Genomic DNA, 16,398 nt, shown 5'->3' with positions numbered 1-16,398 from the left:
ATCCCTTCCAGTCTCTACTTATTAACCAATATTCAATTCTCAATGACCACCCAAACAACCCCAGAACTCCCGCCCCAGCGCCGCCGGTAGAGCGCCTTATACCCACACCACAAAACCCACGCAACCCCAAAAAATAGGAAAATGAAAAAAACTTTTCATTCCTCTCATAAAGGTGAGTTTTGCATGAACCACGCACCAAAACTCTGTACGCCATCCTCCAGCGAGGTCCGAGCGCGCCATGGAATAGTTTGCTGAAGCAATGTTGTATCAGCCCATGTTTTTAAAACATCTTCGAATGGTTTTGGAGCTCTCTGCACAATAGCCTTTTGACCCAAAGCTACCTCTAGCCCCTTGATAAGCTCCGCCACAGGGCGTGGCTGACCATAGCCAACATTAAATACGCGGCTTGTGCCCCGCTGAGGTGGTGTATCCATCAATAAGAGAATCGCCTCTACAACATCATCAATATAGGTGAAGTCCCGTGCGAGGCCGGCCTCGTCCCACAATGTCAGGGGAATACCATCCCGAATCGCGCGGGCAAAACCATAACACGCCATATCGGGTCGCCCCATTGGGCCATAGACTGTAAAAAACCGTAAGCCTGTTTGCGCAAACCCGTAAAGATGACTGTATGTCTGCGCAGTAAGTTCGTTCATCCGTTTAGTTGCTGCATAAAAGGACGCCTGCCCTTCTAAAGGCACGGATTCGGAAAATGGCAACGAAGTCGCTGGTCCGTAAACCGAAGACGAAGACGCATAAAGGCTGTGCCTTAAATGCGGTAAAACACGGCATGCTTCTAATAAGGACACCTGCCCTGCTATATTATCCTTAATATAGGCATGAGGATTCAGGCGCGATTGCCGCACGCCTGCTCGCGCCGCGAAATGCAACACCGTATCAATTTCTGTATGTTTGGCGAGGAGCGTTGTGAGAGCGTCTTGGTCGCATACATCCATTTTAACATATTGAAACCGCGCCATCCCCCGTAAGGAAGCAAGCCTTAAAGGGGCTAGGGCGGGGGCTGATTGCTCTGTGTCGATTCCTAAAACGCTCCAGCCCTGTGTACATAGAGCCCGTGCGACATAAGAGCCAATAAAGCCTGCAACGCCCGTTATAAACGCTACCCGTGAATTACTCACTCTACGGAGCCTGACAAAGCAAGACTTGTAACGCGATCCCCAACAACAATCCCTAAAGCTTCGGTCGTACCCGCAGGTAGTTCTAACACAGCACGAACAGGACCATGACTACTAATAATGCCTTCACTCAAAGGGGTTGTGCGCTCTTCTATCGCATGAATACGATTCTGATCATCTATAAAGACCATATCAAGCGATACATAAGTGTTCTTCATCCACATGGCGGTGTTTTGCGCGACCGGCCAAATGAATAACATGCCTTGATTGGCAGGAATCTGCTTGCGAAACATCTCCCCAACCTCTTGCTCATGTGGGGTCTTGGCGAGCTCTACCGTAAAAGGATGTTTTTGTCCTTTTTGGTCGGTAATCGTTAAAGAAACGGACGGTAAAGGAGGTTGTGCTTGTGTTATGGGCTCTGCCGCCTGCGTACTATAAAATCCCCCACAGCAGCCTCCAAGAATAAGGATACAATACCCTATTATCTTTCCTAATTTCACAGCTCTCTCCTCCTTAAAGCCCTACCGTTGGAAGGCTGGATTATGGCGACGTTCCTCACCTATTGTGGTGGGTAAGCCATGCCCGGGCAAAACGACTGTCTCATCTGGCAAGCAAAACAGCCGCTCCCAAATGCCTTCTAACAACTGACGCCCATCCCCATAAGGGAAGTCCGTCCGCCCCACAGTGCCACGAAAGAGCGTATCCCCCGTTAAAGCAAGCTTTTCCTCATGCCATAAAAACACAACATGCCCCGGTGTATGACCGGGAATATGTGCGACTTCTATCTTGCACCCTAAGAAAGACAGAATCTCCCCATCACGCAGAAAGCGATCGGGCTCTACACTTTTCATCCCCTCTAACCCCAATGTGGCGGCTTGTTCTTCAATCCTTTGCAGAAGAAACGAATCCTCCTTGAGGGGCCCAAGAATCGGAAACTCGCTTTTTTGCCGCGCCTCCACTATTTTTTTGAGGTCTGCCGCACCACCTGCATGGTCTAAATGCCCATGAGTGAGCAGAATCGCCTCTAACTGTAGCCCCTCCAGCTCTTGGGCTAAGCGCACGCTCTCCCCACCGGGATCAACAATAACTGCACGACCCAACTGGTCTGACAGGATAGTGCAATTTTGCCGAATCGGTGTAACGGTTACTTTTCGCAGCGTTAATGTCATGAAAAAACCTATAATCCATGTTATATTGCCCCTATAATTTATAGGCTCTCATGACATTCAACAAGAAATGACCCCTTATCACGGCGAAGAGCCTTATTTTTGACAAAATATTCTTTAAAATAAAAGTTAAATGAAGCGAGCTTAATATCTGCACCATCTTTACAATCGAAGATTATGTCTCTCTTTCTATATTGTTGGTAAATATTTAGTTAAGGTCTTTTTTATTCTTCTCAAAATCTTTCTTTATTATTTATGTTTACCAATGTTAAATCTTGTTTAGATTATATGCTCATGAAAAGCTGATATTTAACTTGTCATAAAGATAGAGTCTCTGGTATATCCCTCCTCATCGTCGGGTAAAACGACATTCATTTCGGTTTGGATTTGTAAGACGGGAAGATGCACCATGCGCCGTACCGGTAATCGGTTGTTTTTATCATGCTTGATTTTTTCTGCAGCGGCCTGTTGTACCCCTAACGCAGAAGCACGTCATTATACGCGTCACGCAAGCCGATTGATAAAAACAGGTCATGGAAGCCATAGAACATCCCGTCATCACGGGCATATTCTCCAGTGTGTTGCTTTCGTCCGTCAAAATACAGATTTCAATATTCGTGGGAATGCACGTGACTGGTGGAGCCATGCTGAAGGGATTTATGCCCGTGGTACACAACCAGAGGCGGGAGCTGTGCTAAGCTTCCGTCCCACACGCCACATGCCTCTCGGCCATGTCGCTGTGGTCCGCAAACAGATTGATAGCCGCACCATCCTCATTGACCAATCCCATTGGAGCTCCAACGGCGTCAGCCGTAATGTGCGTGTTGTGGATGTCTCTCCTGCCAATGATTGGTCAGCTGTTCGCGTGGCTCTTGCTGGTAATGATGGCCGCTTGGGAAGCATCTACCCAACACATGGCTTTATTTATGCGCGCAGCGAAGGGAGCCAGCCTGTCAATGCACCTATTCGTAACGTATTGGCAGAAAACACCCACCTAGAGACGGCCTCTGTTCCTTCCGATATTTTTGGCGAGGAAGCCCCGAGCCGCTCTCTCCAATAAGACCTCTGTAGAAAAAACTTCCTTAAAAGCCGCCCCCCCCTAGGGACGCCCGGCTTTATGATATGGATGCCCCATTTGAATCGCTTGCGCTCGGAAAAGCTGCTCTGCGAGCATCACACGCACAAGCATATGAGGCCATGTCAGCTTGCCTAGTGAGAAAAGAGCATCGGCGCGCTGAATAATAGCGGCATCTAGCCCTTCTGCCCCGCCAATCATGAAGCACACAAGTCGGCCTGTTTCCTGCCATTGCTGTAACTTTGCAGCAAAAACGGGACTATCCATCAGCGGGCCACCTTCATCCAATACAATAACAAACGCATTATCGGGACAGGCCGCTAAAAGGGCGTCAGCCTCTCGCCGTTTTTGTTCAGTAGGGGAGCCACGCCCTTGAGCAACCTCAACAACTTCAAGCTTGGGCCGCAGCCGTGCCCTATAACGTGCGAGTAACTCTTGCTCTGGCCCAGCTTTTAACTTCCCAACGGCGATGAGCTTCATCCCATATGCCCCACGCCTTGTTGTCTCTTACTCAACGGCGATTTCTTCATCCGCATGGTCAAAATCGCCGCCCCACATGCGCTCTAACGCGTAAAGCTCCCGGCTTTCTGGCATAAAGAGATGTACTACAACATCGCCAGCATCCAACAAAACCCAATCGCTCCCTTGTTCCCCTTCAATCTGCGGGCGAGCTAGCGACTCTTCTTTTAAACGGGTTTCTAAATGGTGGGCCATAGCGGAAATCTGACGCTCAGACATACCAGAGGCAATAACCATGCGCTCCGCAAAACCGGCGCGGCCTGTCAGGTCCAATGTAATGATATTCTCAGCTTTATCCTCATCCAAACTCTCGGTAATAACGGATAAAAGACGGGCCAACCGTGCCTCATGAGACGAAGGGGAGGAGGATTTAGTCATGGTGATAATCGTTTTTACTCCTAATGGCGCGCAAAGCCGTTGATGAAATAGCGTTTTGAGGGGCTAGTAAAAAGGTCCAGCCCGGCCCCCCTTCTGCTTTTAGCAAAAGAGACGCTGCCCTGCCATCATGACGATACCGCCGCAAAACAGAACTCGCGCGCCCTTTTAGCGCAGGGATGACACTTCCAGGCCGCGGTAATACCGCTATGGGGACCAAATGAGCCAGCTTCCGCCAACCACGCCAGCGGGAGAACTGCGCTAGGCCATCCGACCCCATAAGCCATATAAAACGACAATGAGGGAAACGCTGCTTGAGCAACGCCACTGTCTTAACCGTAAAATGCTGGCCTAATTGATGCTCAATATCCACAGCGATGATGCGCCGCCCATCAGCAAGGTGCCGCGCGCTGGCTAAACGCTGCGCAAAAGGGGCCATCCCTATGCGGGATTTTAGCGGATTCCCCGGCGAGACCATCAGCCAAACTTGATCGAGCTGCAAATGTGCCAGAGCTTTACGGGCAAGTTGAATATGCCCTTCATGCGCTGGATTAAACGACCCCCCAAGGAGACCGATACGCATATGCCGCCCATCGCCGAATCGCGACATTGCTGCCCCTAAAGGACGCTTACGCGATGAGCGATGAACGGTCTGTGCCTTCATCAATAACAATCACACATTAAAGCGGAAGAGCAGCACATCGCCATCTTGTACGACATAATTCTTGCCCTCTACGCGCAATTTACCAGCCTCACGCGCACCAGCCTCGCCTTTATAGGTGACATAATCATCATAAGCGATGGTCTCACACGCAATGAAGCCACGCTCAAAATCATTATGAATCACGGCCGCGGCTTGGGGAGCTTTAGTGCCCGCGGTGATTGTCCAAGCGCGTGTCTCTTTTGGCCCAACAGTAAAATAGGTTTGCAGGCCCAAAAGCCGATAGCCAGCAGCAATTACGCGGTCCAATCCGCTATCTTTCAGCCCCAAACCATCGAGGAACTCAATGCGCTCCTCCTCCTCAAGCTGACTGACTTCTGCCTCAATCGCCGCAGAAACAATCACAACGCCCGCCCCTTCTGCCTCGGCGCGTTTTTTCACCTTTTCTGAAAGGGCATTACCGGTGGAAGCCGCGGCCTCCTCCACATTACAGACATAAAGAACAGGCTTTGTTGTCATAAGCTGAAGGCGCGCAACTTCAACCTCCTTCCCCGCAGGGATGGCCGTGCGAGCTGGTTTGCCTGCTTGCAACGCCGCTAATAGAGGCTCCATAAGCTCTAGCTGCTCTTTCGCCTCACGGTCATTGCCACGGGCGCGCTTTTCCAAACCTGTTTTGCGGCGTTCTAAGCTTTCTAAATCCGCCAGCATTAATTCTGTCTCGATGATGTCAGCATCACGCACAGGGTCCACACCACCCTCTACATGGGTAATGTCATCATCTTCAAAACAACGCAGCACATGGATGATGGCGTCCACCTCACGAATATTCGCAAGGAACTGATTACCAAGTCCTTCCCCTTTGGAGGCCCCCCGCACCAGACCAGCAATATCCACAAACTCTAGGCTCGTGGGTAAAATACGCTGGGACTGCCCCACTTTAGCAAGGACCTCTAGCCGCTCATCAGGCACAGCCACGCGGCCCGTATTAGGCTCGATCGTGCAGAAAGGATAATTTGCCGATTGCGCCGAGGCCGTTTGCGTCAACGCATTAAACAAGGTGGATTTGCCAACATTGGGGAGGCCCACGATCCCACAATTGAACCCCATGCACTCTCTCCCATTTTCCTAAAATGCCGCTGTTTTATGGTCTGCCTTTATCCCATAGCAACGCGCATATTACAATTTACCTTAGCTCCGCCACAGAGCTGTCTTTGTCATAAAGGCTTCTGGCTCATCCTGCGCGAGTAATAGAGTCGCATCGGCCAGCTCATCTAACCATCGCTCTAAATCTGGCCGCTCCGTGCTAGAGAAATCTCCCAACACATGGCCATGCACCCGCTCCCGGCTACCGGGATGGCCAATGCCTAGACGCACCCGCCAATAATTAGGGCTAGGCAATGCTTTATCCATAGAGCGCAACCCATTATGGCCCGCTGCACCGCCCCCTTGCTTGACGCGCATCCTCCCAAAAGCGAGGTCCAACTCGTCATGGAAAACAGTCATATCCTCAAGGGGGATTTTATAAAAATGCGCAGCTTGCTGCACGCTCTCGCCAGAGAGATTCATGTAGGTCAGCGGCTTGAGGAGAAGAATCTTCTGCCGCCCGACCATACCTTCTGCCGTCTCCCCGCGAAAACGCTTACGCCACGGGCTAAAACCGTGGCGTAGCGCAATCGCATCAACGGCCATAAAGCCGATATTATGCCGGTTGCGGCTCATTGACGCGCCCGGATTACCGAGTCCGATCCAGAGCTTCACAACCGCATAACCTCTTTATTTGGACTCAGCAGGAGCCGCTGCGCCTTCAGCCTCAGCACCGGCCTCAGGCTCCTCCTCCACTGTTGGCGGAGCGATAGAGGCAATCACAAAGTTGGGGATATGCAGCGTTGGTGTTGCATGCTCCGTGCCTTGGAGGTCATCCCAACGCACATTGTCGTTGATGTCTAGCTTGCTGAGGTCCACAGTGAAATGCTCTGGAATATTCTCAACAGGCACTTCCACATCCACAGAGTGACGAGCAATATTCAGCACACCACCGCGCCTAATGCCGGGGGCGTCTTCCTCACCGGTAAAGGTGATGCCAACCTGCACATGCACGCTCTGGCCGGGGACCAAACGCAGGAAGTCGATATGAATCGGCGCATCAGACACCGGATGGAACTGAATATCACGAATCAGCGCGTGAACTTGCTCACCACCAATATTGAACTGATAAAGGCGAGACTGCCAGCTACCGCGATGCAGCTCCTTCATGATGATGCGGGGGTCGATGGAGACGAGGGCCGGCTCCTTCTTACCACCATATACCACGCCAGGGACGAGCCCTTCACGTCGTGTAGCGCGCGCTGCCCCCTTACCTGCTTTGGCGCGCTGGGAGATCTCCAGTGTCGTTATTTTCGCCACGTTATACGCTCCTGCGTTCTAAAAATGAATATAACCGTACGGCCTCCAGGGGTGCCTACGGCTGCTCTGCCCTAACCGAAAAACACGTAAAAGACAATTTTTTTATCACGATGATGGTGTAATTGCTCGAATAATAGAAAGCTGCCGCCCTGTCCGCCCATCACCTCTCAGCGTAGCTCGGCGATGGCTGAAGAAACATGATTCCGCTGCGGTATCACGCCCTACCCACTCTGCGCGCACATGAAGTGCCTCTAACCACGCAAGACAAAATGCAGGAAGGTCGAACTGGTAATGCCCCGTGCGTGCAGCCGGTGTAAAGAACCTCTCCCCAGAGGACTCATGAGCCAATACAGCGCACCGCATATCCTCACCGACCTCGTAAGAAGCAGGCGCAATGCACGGACCAATCACGGCGCGAATCCCCTCGGCCCCCAAAGCGCGCATCTGCTGTACCGTAGCTTCCAACACACCGGCTACAGCCCCGCGCCACCCCGCATGAGCAGCCCCAACAACACGCCCATCATGCGAGGCAAATAACACAGGCGCGCAATCTGCTGTGGCAATCCCTAGTGCAATGGTGGGGCAGTCCGTCACCAGGCCGTCCCCTTCTGGTAAAGCACCACAAGAGAAGGACGGCACATCTTCAGAGCCTCGCAACGTCACGACCTCTGCCCCATGCACTTGTTGGAGGGCGGCGAGATGCACCTCCTCCACCCCTACAAGTGCGGCAATACGCCGTCTATTTTCCTGCACATAGGTAGGGTCATCCTGCGTATTGACCCCGCCATTCAAACTCTCATAAGGCGCGCGTGACACACCGCCTTGCCGCAAGCAAAAGCCATGCGGGACAGGCAATAAAGATGAATGAATGACCGGCGGCAAACTCATGACGTTACCCAATCACGCTCCCGCGCAGGACGGCGGAAGGCATAGACCATCAGCGCAATCCCCGCGATGGCCATAGGCACACAGAGCAACTGCCCCATTGTGGTGCCCCCAGCAAGGAAGCCGATATTATCATCAGGCTGGCGGAACAGCTCACAAAAGGCGCGTGCGAACGCATAGCCAAAAAGGAACAAGCCAGAGAGAAAGCCCGCCCGCGCCCGCAAAACAGGCCGCCCCACGGCCATCAACATAATGATGAATAATAAAAGCCCCTCTGTTAGGGCCTCATATAACTCAGAAGGATGGCGCGGCTCTGGCCCAACGGCTGGGAAAATCATCGCCCATGGCACCGCATGGACTACAGGCCGGCCCCATAATTCCCCATTGATGAAATTAGCACAACGGCCTAGCCCCAACCCAATAGGCACCACCACGACAATCCGGTCCGCAAAGGCAAGGAAGTTCAGACGCCGCCGCCACGTAAACCAAGCCAGCGCGATAATGACCCCTGCTGCCCCACCATGAAAGGACATACCGCCCCGCCATGTTGCAAAAATCTGCAACGGATGAGCTAGGAAGAAAAGAGGACGATAAAAAAGGACATAGCCTAAACGCCCCCCCACCAATACGCCAAGCACGGCATAGACGAGAAAGTCATCCACAGCGAGACGAGTGGCAACCTTCGGCCCTAATTGAACCAACTTCCGTGCGATAGGCAGGGCTATGAGAAATGCCGTTATATAAGCAAGCGCATACCAACGGACCACCAATGGCCCTAGATGAAACGCCACCGGGTCCAACCCCGGAAAGATAAGCGGTTGTGTCACAAATACGGCCTTCCTGATGCCAGATAATCTTTAATATAAAAGCGGATACCATCTTCTAAGCTGGTAAAGGGTGCATCATACCCCGCTTTACGCAGTGCCTTCATATCCGCCTGCGTAAAGGATTGATACTGCCCCTGTAAGCTTTCTGGCATAGGAATATACTCGATATTTACCCTTTTCCCTGCCGCATCGCATACAGCCCGCGCAAGGGATTCATAAGAGCGTGCCTGCCCTGTCCCGCAGTTAAACAGCCCACTGACTGTAGGATGCTCCAACAGCCAGAGCAGCACCTTCACCACATCCCCAACCCAGATGAAATCCCGCTTCTGCTCGCCATCAGCTAAGCCGGGTTTATCTGATTGAAAGAGCCGCACAGGGTTGCCAGCCATGAGCTCATCATATTTTACCTTAATGACCGAAATCATCCGCCCTTTATGATATTCATTCGGCCCATAGACGTTAAAGAACTTCAACCCCGCCCATTGCGGGGGAGTAGGCTCACCTGCCTCTATCGTCCGCTTTACCCAGAGGTCGAACGCGTGCTTAGACCAGCCATATAAATTGAGTGGTTGGAGTGCCTCGATAGACTCCAACCCATCTTGAAAGAGGGCGGGTTGGTCTGCCGCGCCATAGGTCGCTGCGGAAGACGCGTAGAGAAATGGGACCTCCTGCTCTGCACACCATCGCCATAGCTGCTGAGAGAGGGCAACATTACTCTGCCATACAAGGTCACCATCCCGCGCTGTAGTCTCGCTAATGGCCCCCATATGAATGACAGCCTCCACCCCCTTCGCCTCTGCCAAAAACGCCGTTAAACCCTCTGGCGGCACGATAAGATGAGGAGGGTGCGTGGCAAGGTTACGCCACTTCCCTTGGTCGTGAAGATAATCCACAATAACAGTCCGCCGCCCCTGCTGAAACAGAGCGTGATGCAGACAAGACCCAATAAATCCGGCTCCACCGGTGACGATAATCATTCTTCCTGTATAGTCTGGTAGAAAGCGGTATCCAACATAAGAACGCACAGAAATGAGGGAGAATTGGTTGACAGACCTACCTTTGCTTCTGAAAGAATTGCGACAGACAGATAAGTCCGTTTTGGAAGACCACCTATAAAGGAGTTGATAATATGGCCATACGCCCCCGTTTCTTCGATGATATAGCCGGCTTTGCTGGAACGGCGTTCTCTGCCGCGACTGGTGTACGCGAGGAGATTCATACGCTTATTCGCAGCCAGATTAACGAGATTCTTTTCTCCCTTCATCTTGTCCGCCGTGATGAGTTTGAGGCCGTGCAAGAGATGGCAAGCCACGCTCGCCTCGCTCAAGAAAAGGCCGAGCATCGCCTCGCTGCGCTAGAAGCCCGTTTAGACGAGCTAGAGCAAAGCCTTACTGCTCCTTCCTCACAGCGTTAATCCCTTTTTGGAGTTTCCTCATGACCATCCCTACACTTCTTCTCGTTGGTTGCGGCAAAATGGGCGGGGCCCTTATGCGTGGGTGGGTAAGCAGCCCAACCCCGCCGCGCATCTTTATCCTAGACCGTAAGCTCCAAGACGCCCCGGCAGGATGCACCATCTTCCGCACGCCAGAGGAGATTACGCCTGACGTAAAACCCGATATTATCGTGCTGGCCGTTAAACCTGCGGGGGCAGAGGCGATGCTCTCATCCCTTAAAACCGTTTTGGGCGAGCGGATGAATCATACAGCTCTCCTCTCTGTCATGGCTGGTAAGAGCTGCGAAAAACTAGCAAGCTGGTGTGGCCGTGCGGATATGCCTGTCATCCGCACCATGCCCAATACGCCATCCTGCGTTGGGGCCGGGGCAACGGGGCTTTATGCCTCCCCCCATGTCAGCCAAGCGCAAAAGGACCTCGCCATCCGCTTGATGGAACAAGTAGGTACCGTTGTTTCCGTCCCGCATGAGGAGGACCTCCGTACCGTCATTGCCATTGCTGGCTCTGCCCCGGCTTATGTATTCTACCTTGCTGAATTGCTGGAGAAAGTCGGGCAAGATTTCGGCTTAGACGCTCATGCTTCACGCGCTCTTGTCCGTGGCATGATTTATGGTGTTGGCAAGATGCTCCATGAACTTCCTGAAGATGCAGAAACACTCCGCAAAAACGTCACCAGCCCCAACGGCACAACCGCTGCGGCTTTGAGCGTCTTTATGAAGGAAGAACATTGGCCACGCCTCATCCCTGAAGCGGCCAAAGCTGCGATTAAACGCTCACGCGAGCTTGATGATTAACCATCCCATCGGACCGGTGGAACATAACCCGCTCTATCGGTCCATCTCACACGCTTAGGCATAAAACGCATAATGATGACCAATTCCCCCCACGACCCTTCTTTTGACAGGGCGATGATTGATGCCACGTTACAGCTTGCTCAGCAGCATGGTTGGCAGCGTACCTCCCTCGTAGAGGCAGCGCGCGAAGCAGGCTTGCCCCTCGCCCGTGTACGCCAACGCTTCCCCTTTAAAGCGATGATTTTATTATACCTGAATCGCCACATTGATGAAGCGGCCCTCTGTGGGGAACGCTATGGCACCACCGTGCGCGAGCGGCTTTTTGACCTCCTCATGCGCCGCTTTGATGCAATGCAAGATTATCGTGCAGGACTATGCGCTGTCATGCACACTCTCCCCCGTGACCCAGCCCTAGCGGCCTTCCTCGCTGCAACGACAATGGAAAGCCTACGCTGGATTGCCGATGCAGCCGGGCTAGAGTGTCGCGGCTTGGGAGGCATCATCCGCCAAAATGCTCTGCTCGCCTTATGGTCGCGTACCATTGTCAGTTGGGAGAAAGACAGCTCACCAGACCTCACTACGACCATGCAAACACTTGACCAAGCCCTTACTCGTGCGGAGCGGCTGGGTTTGCTCAAAGCGGCATCCTCTCATCACCTATCCGATTCTCCCTTACAGGATGAAGGCGGACTGCCCGACTATGTCGCCCCCAAAGATGAGGACGAGATTTTATAACATCTTATGTAAAAAAAACGCTTACGCACCCTTTACCCATTCGTCTGTTCGGGATATTAAGGAGCCAGCGTTGGGGCGTAGCCAAGCGGTAAGGCAGCGGATTTTGATTCCGCCATGCGGAGGTTCGAATCCTCCCGCCCCAGCCAATGACTCTCCCAAAAATTAAGATAAAAAATACCGCCCCATCGGGACGGCATTCTTGTACGCTCTGTATACAGCTCATAAAAAATCACCCCTCCGAAGAGGGGTGAGTATCTATTAGAAGCTATGGAAATCTTTAGGATGCAACTGCTGTTGGTCTAAGAAGGTAATCTGACCTTGGTCGTTTGGCAAATCAACCGTCACATTACCACCAGTGATTGACTGATGCTCAAGCATCTGACCAATCTCCTGCTGAGTTGCTTTAAGCCCAACCTGATTGCCTGCAGCCTTCCCGAAATCGGCGATGGTATAATGCCCGCCCTTATTATTCAGGAACTGGAAGAGATTAGCAGACCCACTACCGCCGCTTAATGTCGCGCCAGCATTGGTCCCGTCAACCGTGTTCTGAACCGAAATCGTATCAGAGGCATCACCACCTTTGATGGTGTCCCCAAGGCCAGCAAGCGCATCCAAAGACTGATGGGAGTTCGAAGCATCAAACAGAATATTATCTGCGCCCGGTGCTGCCCCATAAAATTCTGGACGGAACACGCTGCTCCCATCCGTTGCCTGCTGAGCGTAATGATACACGCTATTAGCGGTGCCAAAGATGGTGGCATTATCCCCGACCGAACGCGTCCCGGAGCCAACACCACCGAGGAAGCTTAGCGTCCCCCCGAGAGAAAGCTGGCTAGAGCTCCCGTTGGTCCCATCTCCTGCAGCAGAAATTGTATCCTGCCCGCCAAGAAAACTTGCCTGAGAATCGTCATCGGAATCCAAAGACTGCCGAAGGTCAAGTCCGTCATTACCCACACCAGAGGAGAGGGATGACATCCCACCTTCGTCATCGTCAAAACCGGAACGGTTCATTAGCGACTGGAAGGAGTTTGCAAATAAAGCACTGAGATCCTGCGCCCCCTGACTAGGAAGCCCAAAGAAATACTGTTGCCGCAAACCTGATACTGTTGGAATTGCCAAGAGACTACACCTTACACAACATAATCATACGACCCAAACTGACAAGCTGCTCTTATTCCGGCCCCTTCTTGCCCTCTGATGACAGAGAGAAGATTGACTACCTTCGTGGCTCCCTCACGTCAGAAGTGAGAAAACTTTATGGCAACCTACAAAGAGCCCCTCCTAAGAGACGCTGTCGGAATTAGGTCGAAATGACCCGCAACCTGTTAACAACAGATAACAGATTAACCAATGGCTTACAAATGTTTTGTGTGTAATTTCTATTCGATTTCAAAATTGATAATTAGAATGTATACGCAATTTTTTGATACATTTTTGATAGAAATCACACAAATATACTGAAACGACAGAGAAGAATAACAAAAAAATTTTCTTATATATTTGTTTGATAAAAATAAATCTTATTTATTTCCAGATAAAGAAAATTATTTTATTTTTATTTTAGTAGATTTTTTATATGACTATCCTTGCGGCATTATATGGCCACACAAAAAAATTAACTTTATCATAATGATTTCTGCATGATCGCTCAAATAAGGGGCGCACAGTTATCACGACCTTGCCTTCGCAGAACCCCCTTATAAGGAATTGTCATCTCACAGTTTATACGATTCGATGTCATCCAAATCGGCCAACCATAGAGTCGCCGTACCGTCCGATGGCGCGCGCCAATCGCCCCGAGGCGATAAGCTCCCCCCTGCAACAACTTTCGGGCCGTTAGGCATGGCCGACCGCTTAAATTGGCTTGTGCCAAAGAATCGCTTTAGAAAAACGCGACTCCAATGGATGATTGTTGGCAGATCATAAGCAATACGGTCTTGCTCTGGGTAATTAAGGGGCCACTCACCCTTTTTTGCATCGCCCCACGCATGTAATTGCAAGAAGGCAATCTTCTTAGGTGCGAATCCATAACGCAGAACATAATAAAGCGTGAAATCTTGCAACGCGTATGGGCCAATCATTTGTTGGGTACTTTGCACACCCTGCCCCTGATTCGGCACAAGCTCTGGGCTAATCTCTGCTGCGACAATCGACTCCAACACCGCACGCGCTGCCGGGGATACGCTCTTATCATGACCCGAGGCCCAGCGAATCACATGCTGGATGAGCGTCTTAGGCAGGCCCGCATTAACATTATAATGAGCCATCTGGTCACCGACTCCATAGGTACACCAGCCCAAAGCTAGCTCGGACATATCGCCCGTACCGATGACCAACCCTTGATGATGATTGGCTAGACGGAAAAGAAAATCCGTCCTTAACCCTGCCTGTACATTCTCAAAGGTAATGTCATATACAGCTTCGCCACGCCCATAAGGGTGATCAATCGCTGCCAACATGGCCTGCGCGGTCGGCCTGATATCCAGCTCTCCAGCACGCACACCCAAACTCTCCATCAAGCCATGCGCCAACGCGAGGGACTCGCCGCCTGTGGCAAAGCCGGGCATGGTCCGGGCGATAATTTGCGTCCGCTCCCAGCCAAGACAATCCGCCGCTTTGACCGCCACCAAGAGGGCCAGCGCACTATCTAACCCACCTGACACGCCAATAATCATTGTTTTGGCATGAGCGGCTTTTAACCGCTGGCACAAAGCATGGACCTGAATATTCCATGCTTCCCGGCAATCTTGCTCACATAAGGCAGGGCGCAAAGGCACAAAGGGGAAGCGTGGCACCTCACGCTTTAACCCCCAATCCTGAAGAGGAGGATTTACGGCAAAACGAATCCGGCGAAAGTTTTTCGCGTGAGTTGATGCGAAATACCCCGTCTGGAGTCGCTCCTGCCGCAAACGGTCGAGGTCTATATCGGCGACCACCATATCCCCTTTCGGGGTAAAGCGGTCTGATTGGGCAAGGCACTCCCCGGCCTCATAAATCAAAAGCTGCCCATCCCATGCGAGGTCCGTTGTCGATTCCCCCACCGTGGCAGCGGCATAAAGATACGCACTACTCGTCCGCATAGACTGTGCAGCACATAATAAAGCGCGATGCTCGGCGCGCCCAACCGTTACGGGAGAGGCAGAAAGATTCGCAATAACGGTCGCCCCAGCCACCGCCAAAGCCCCGCTTGGTGGTTGCGGTGCCCAGAGGTCCTCACAAATCTCCACCCCGAGGGTTAAACCGGCAATATCCTCTGCCTCAAAAAGCAAATCGGCCCCAAAAGGCACCTCTTGCGTACCAAGCCTGATCGTACCAGAACAACCCGCCCCGCTGGTGAAATGCCGTGTTTCGTAAAACTCGCGATAACGTGGGAGCATAATCTTCGGCACAACGCCCAAAATACGGCCTTTATGAAAGATGACCGCGCAATTATAGAGGCTATCCCCCCAACGCAATGGCATCCCAACAATGCCAACGCTCATGAGGTGAGCCGTGCGCTCCACCAAGGCTAACAAAGCCTCTTGGCTGCGCTCTAACATCAGTTGCTGGAAGAACAAATCCTCCAACGTATAGCCTGTCAGCCCTAATTCTGGGAAAACCGCAATCGCAACCGCTTGCTCATGGCACCGCTCTAACCATTGCTGAAACACTATGGCGTTATGATGAGGCTCGCCCAGCGTAATCGGCGTTGTACATGCAGCAACCCGTGCAAAGCCTTGCCGGTATAAGCATAAGAACTCATCTAAAGCCATAACCGCCCTCCCGCGCTTTCTATCTATAATCTCATGCGTCCACTTGTTGCCGCACAAAGCGGAATAACCGCCATGTTTCCCACAGTGCGAGAACAAACACACCAAACGCATAAAGAGCCGCAAGACTCGTCAGTGACACAGGCAAACCCAACGGGTAATCGGGCTGGTCGCAAGGTTTAGTCGGATGAGCGGGTAAATGTGCCATCCAGTCTTTAAAATCATACGCTTCGACAGGGGTCACTTGGCATTCCGCCGCGGGGCTGGGCCAAAGCCCATGCTCTACGCCCACATGCAAAATACCTAACCCCACACTCACCAACAAACACACCAACCCTATACAAGCGAGCCAACGCGCATAACGCGGGGAAAAGACCAGAACCAACACGCCAATCCCTATCAGCACCCGCCACGGCCCACGCTCCCACAAGCACAGCTCACAAGGGACCATATGCAAGAAATTTTCCGCAATGAAGGCAATAAGAAGAGCAAAGAGGGCGGATAGAATATAAAGCCCTCCGACACGCCATACAGCACGTATCTGTTGTTTATCCGTAAACAGCATGCCCCTCTCCTTCTTTTATAAACATCACGATGCTTCCATCCACCATACCCCTATG

Annotated in this window: 19 protein-coding genes and 1 tRNA gene; 5 read left to right on the top strand and 15 right to left on the bottom strand. The window is 52.0% G+C overall.

The features are described from left to right. Positions 1 to 164 precede the first annotated feature (164 nt). Genes GM556_RS08425 through GM556_RS08415 form a run of 3 tightly spaced genes read right to left on the bottom strand, consistent with a single transcriptional unit; the run spans position 165 to position 2,305 of the window. A complete protein-coding gene (locus GM556_RS08425) occupies positions 165 to 1,139 on the bottom strand; it encodes an NAD-dependent epimerase/dehydratase family protein (RefSeq protein ID WP_370513621.1) in 975 nt (324 codons plus the stop codon). Continuing rightward, positions 1,136 to 1,636 (bottom strand): DUF192 domain-containing protein, encoded by a 501-nt coding sequence (locus tag GM556_RS08420; protein WP_370513620.1) that lies wholly within the window; start codon positions 1,634 to 1,636, stop codon positions 1,136 to 1,138. Before GM556_RS08420 ends, GM556_RS08425 begins: the two co-directional genes overlap by 4 nt. A 21-nt stretch (positions 1,637 to 1,657) precedes the next feature. Next, positions 1,658 to 2,305, bottom strand: coding sequence for an MBL fold metallo-hydrolase (locus tag GM556_RS08415; RefSeq protein WP_155572463.1), 648 nt, complete (start codon positions 2,303 to 2,305; stop codon positions 1,658 to 1,660). Between the two features lie 406 nt (positions 2,306 to 2,711). Here GM556_RS08415 and GM556_RS08410 point away from each other — a divergent pair, with 406 nt between their 5' ends. Beyond that, a complete protein-coding gene (locus GM556_RS08410) occupies positions 2,712 to 3,362 on the top strand; it encodes a CHAP domain-containing protein (protein ID WP_155572464.1) in 651 nt (216 codons plus the stop codon). Positions 3,363 to 3,401: 39 nt separating this feature from the next. Here the strand turns inward: GM556_RS08410 and GM556_RS08405 are convergent, their stop codons facing one another. The 9 genes from GM556_RS08405 to rfaD all read right to left on the bottom strand — a co-directional run bounded on the left by GM556_RS08405 (position 3,402) and on the right by rfaD (position 10,024). Continuing rightward, entirely contained in the window at positions 3,402 to 3,857 is a 456-nt protein-coding gene (locus GM556_RS08405) for a 23S rRNA (pseudouridine(1915)-N(3))-methyltransferase RlmH (protein WP_155579806.1), read from the bottom strand. 27 nt (positions 3,858 to 3,884) lie between these two features. Beyond that, entirely contained in the window at positions 3,885 to 4,274 is a 390-nt protein-coding gene (gene rsfS / locus GM556_RS08400; protein ID WP_155572466.1) for a ribosome silencing factor, read from the bottom strand. Then, positions 4,267 to 4,854 (bottom strand): nicotinate-nucleotide adenylyltransferase, encoded by a 588-nt coding sequence (locus tag GM556_RS08395; protein WP_230873368.1) that lies wholly within the window; start codon positions 4,852 to 4,854, stop codon positions 4,267 to 4,269. Before GM556_RS08395 ends, rsfS begins: the two co-directional genes overlap by 8 nt. A gap of 90 nt (positions 4,855 to 4,944) precedes the next feature. Next, the gene (gene ychF, locus GM556_RS08390; protein ID WP_099026660.1) at positions 4,945 to 6,039 is read right to left on the bottom strand and encodes a redox-regulated ATPase YchF; all 1,095 of its coding nucleotides are present in this window, start codon (positions 6,037 to 6,039) and stop codon (positions 4,945 to 4,947) included. A gap of 81 nt (positions 6,040 to 6,120) precedes the next feature. Continuing rightward, positions 6,121 to 6,690, bottom strand: a complete 570-nt coding sequence (gene pth, locus GM556_RS08385; RefSeq protein WP_370513619.1) for an aminoacyl-tRNA hydrolase — start codon at positions 6,688 to 6,690, stop codon at positions 6,121 to 6,123. 15 nt (positions 6,691 to 6,705) lie between these two features. Then, positions 6,706 to 7,335, bottom strand: coding sequence for a 50S ribosomal protein L25/general stress protein Ctc (locus GM556_RS08380; RefSeq protein ID WP_266137364.1), 630 nt, complete (start codon positions 7,333 to 7,335; stop codon positions 6,706 to 6,708). A gap of 105 nt (positions 7,336 to 7,440) precedes the next feature. Continuing rightward, positions 7,441 to 8,223: a peptidoglycan editing factor PgeF gene (gene pgeF, locus GM556_RS08375; RefSeq protein WP_155579805.1), complete on the bottom strand. Its 783-nt coding sequence runs from the start codon at positions 8,221 to 8,223 to the stop codon at positions 7,441 to 7,443. Further along, positions 8,220 to 9,047, bottom strand: coding sequence for a prolipoprotein diacylglyceryl transferase (lgt, locus tag GM556_RS08370; RefSeq protein ID WP_370513391.1), 828 nt, complete (start codon positions 9,045 to 9,047; stop codon positions 8,220 to 8,222). Before lgt ends, pgeF begins: the two co-directional genes overlap by 4 nt. Beyond that, a complete protein-coding gene (gene rfaD / locus GM556_RS08365; protein ID WP_155572468.1) occupies positions 9,044 to 10,024 on the bottom strand; it encodes an ADP-glyceromanno-heptose 6-epimerase in 981 nt (326 codons plus the stop codon). Before rfaD ends, lgt begins: the two co-directional genes overlap by 4 nt. A 152-nt stretch (positions 10,025 to 10,176) precedes the next feature. On the opposite strand from rfaD, the gene GM556_RS08360 reads away from it, so the two are divergent. From GM556_RS08360 to GM556_RS08345, 4 genes are all read left to right on the top strand, one after another. Then, on the top strand, positions 10,177 to 10,461 hold the full coding sequence (locus GM556_RS08360; protein WP_155572469.1) for an accessory factor UbiK family protein: 285 nt from the start codon (positions 10,177 to 10,179) through the stop codon (positions 10,459 to 10,461). Positions 10,462 to 10,481: 20 nt separating this feature from the next. Then, the gene (gene proC, locus GM556_RS08355; RefSeq protein WP_155579804.1) at positions 10,482 to 11,294 is read left to right on the top strand and encodes a pyrroline-5-carboxylate reductase; all 813 of its coding nucleotides are present in this window, start codon (positions 10,482 to 10,484) and stop codon (positions 11,292 to 11,294) included. A 72-nt stretch (positions 11,295 to 11,366) separates the two neighbouring features. Beyond that, the gene (locus GM556_RS08350; RefSeq protein WP_230873361.1) at positions 11,367 to 12,029 is read left to right on the top strand and encodes a TetR family transcriptional regulator; all 663 of its coding nucleotides are present in this window, start codon (positions 11,367 to 11,369) and stop codon (positions 12,027 to 12,029) included. 71 nt (positions 12,030 to 12,100) lie between these two features. Beyond that, positions 12,101 to 12,175: transfer RNA gene (locus GM556_RS08345), tRNA-Gln, on the top strand. 112 nt (positions 12,176 to 12,287) lie between these two features. Here GM556_RS08345 and GM556_RS08340 read toward each other — a convergent pair. The 3 genes from GM556_RS08340 to GM556_RS08330 all read right to left on the bottom strand — a co-directional run bounded on the left by GM556_RS08340 (position 12,288) and on the right by GM556_RS08330 (position 16,343). Then, positions 12,288 to 13,148 carry a hypothetical protein gene (locus tag GM556_RS08340; protein WP_155579803.1) on the bottom strand — a complete coding sequence of 287 codons (861 nt, stop codon included), beginning with the start codon at positions 13,146 to 13,148 and terminating at the stop codon, positions 12,288 to 12,290. A 596-nt stretch (positions 13,149 to 13,744) separates the two neighbouring features. Beyond that, positions 13,745 to 15,781, bottom strand: coding sequence for an NAD(+) synthase (locus GM556_RS08335; protein WP_155579802.1), 2,037 nt, complete (start codon positions 15,779 to 15,781; stop codon positions 13,745 to 13,747). A 31-nt stretch (positions 15,782 to 15,812) separates the two neighbouring features. Then, positions 15,813 to 16,343, bottom strand: a complete 531-nt coding sequence (locus GM556_RS08330; protein ID WP_155579801.1) for a disulfide bond formation protein B — start codon at positions 16,341 to 16,343, stop codon at positions 15,813 to 15,815. Between the last annotated feature and the right edge of the window lie 55 nt (positions 16,344 to 16,398).

It is taken from the genome of Bombella sp. ESL0378 (assembly GCF_009725845.1).
In the GTDB taxonomy this organism is placed as follows: domain Bacteria; phylum Pseudomonadota; class Alphaproteobacteria; order Acetobacterales; family Acetobacteraceae; genus Bombella; species Bombella pollinis.
The sequence above is the reverse complement of the archived record's forward strand: the minus strand, read 5'-3'. Positions and strand labels throughout refer to the sequence as shown.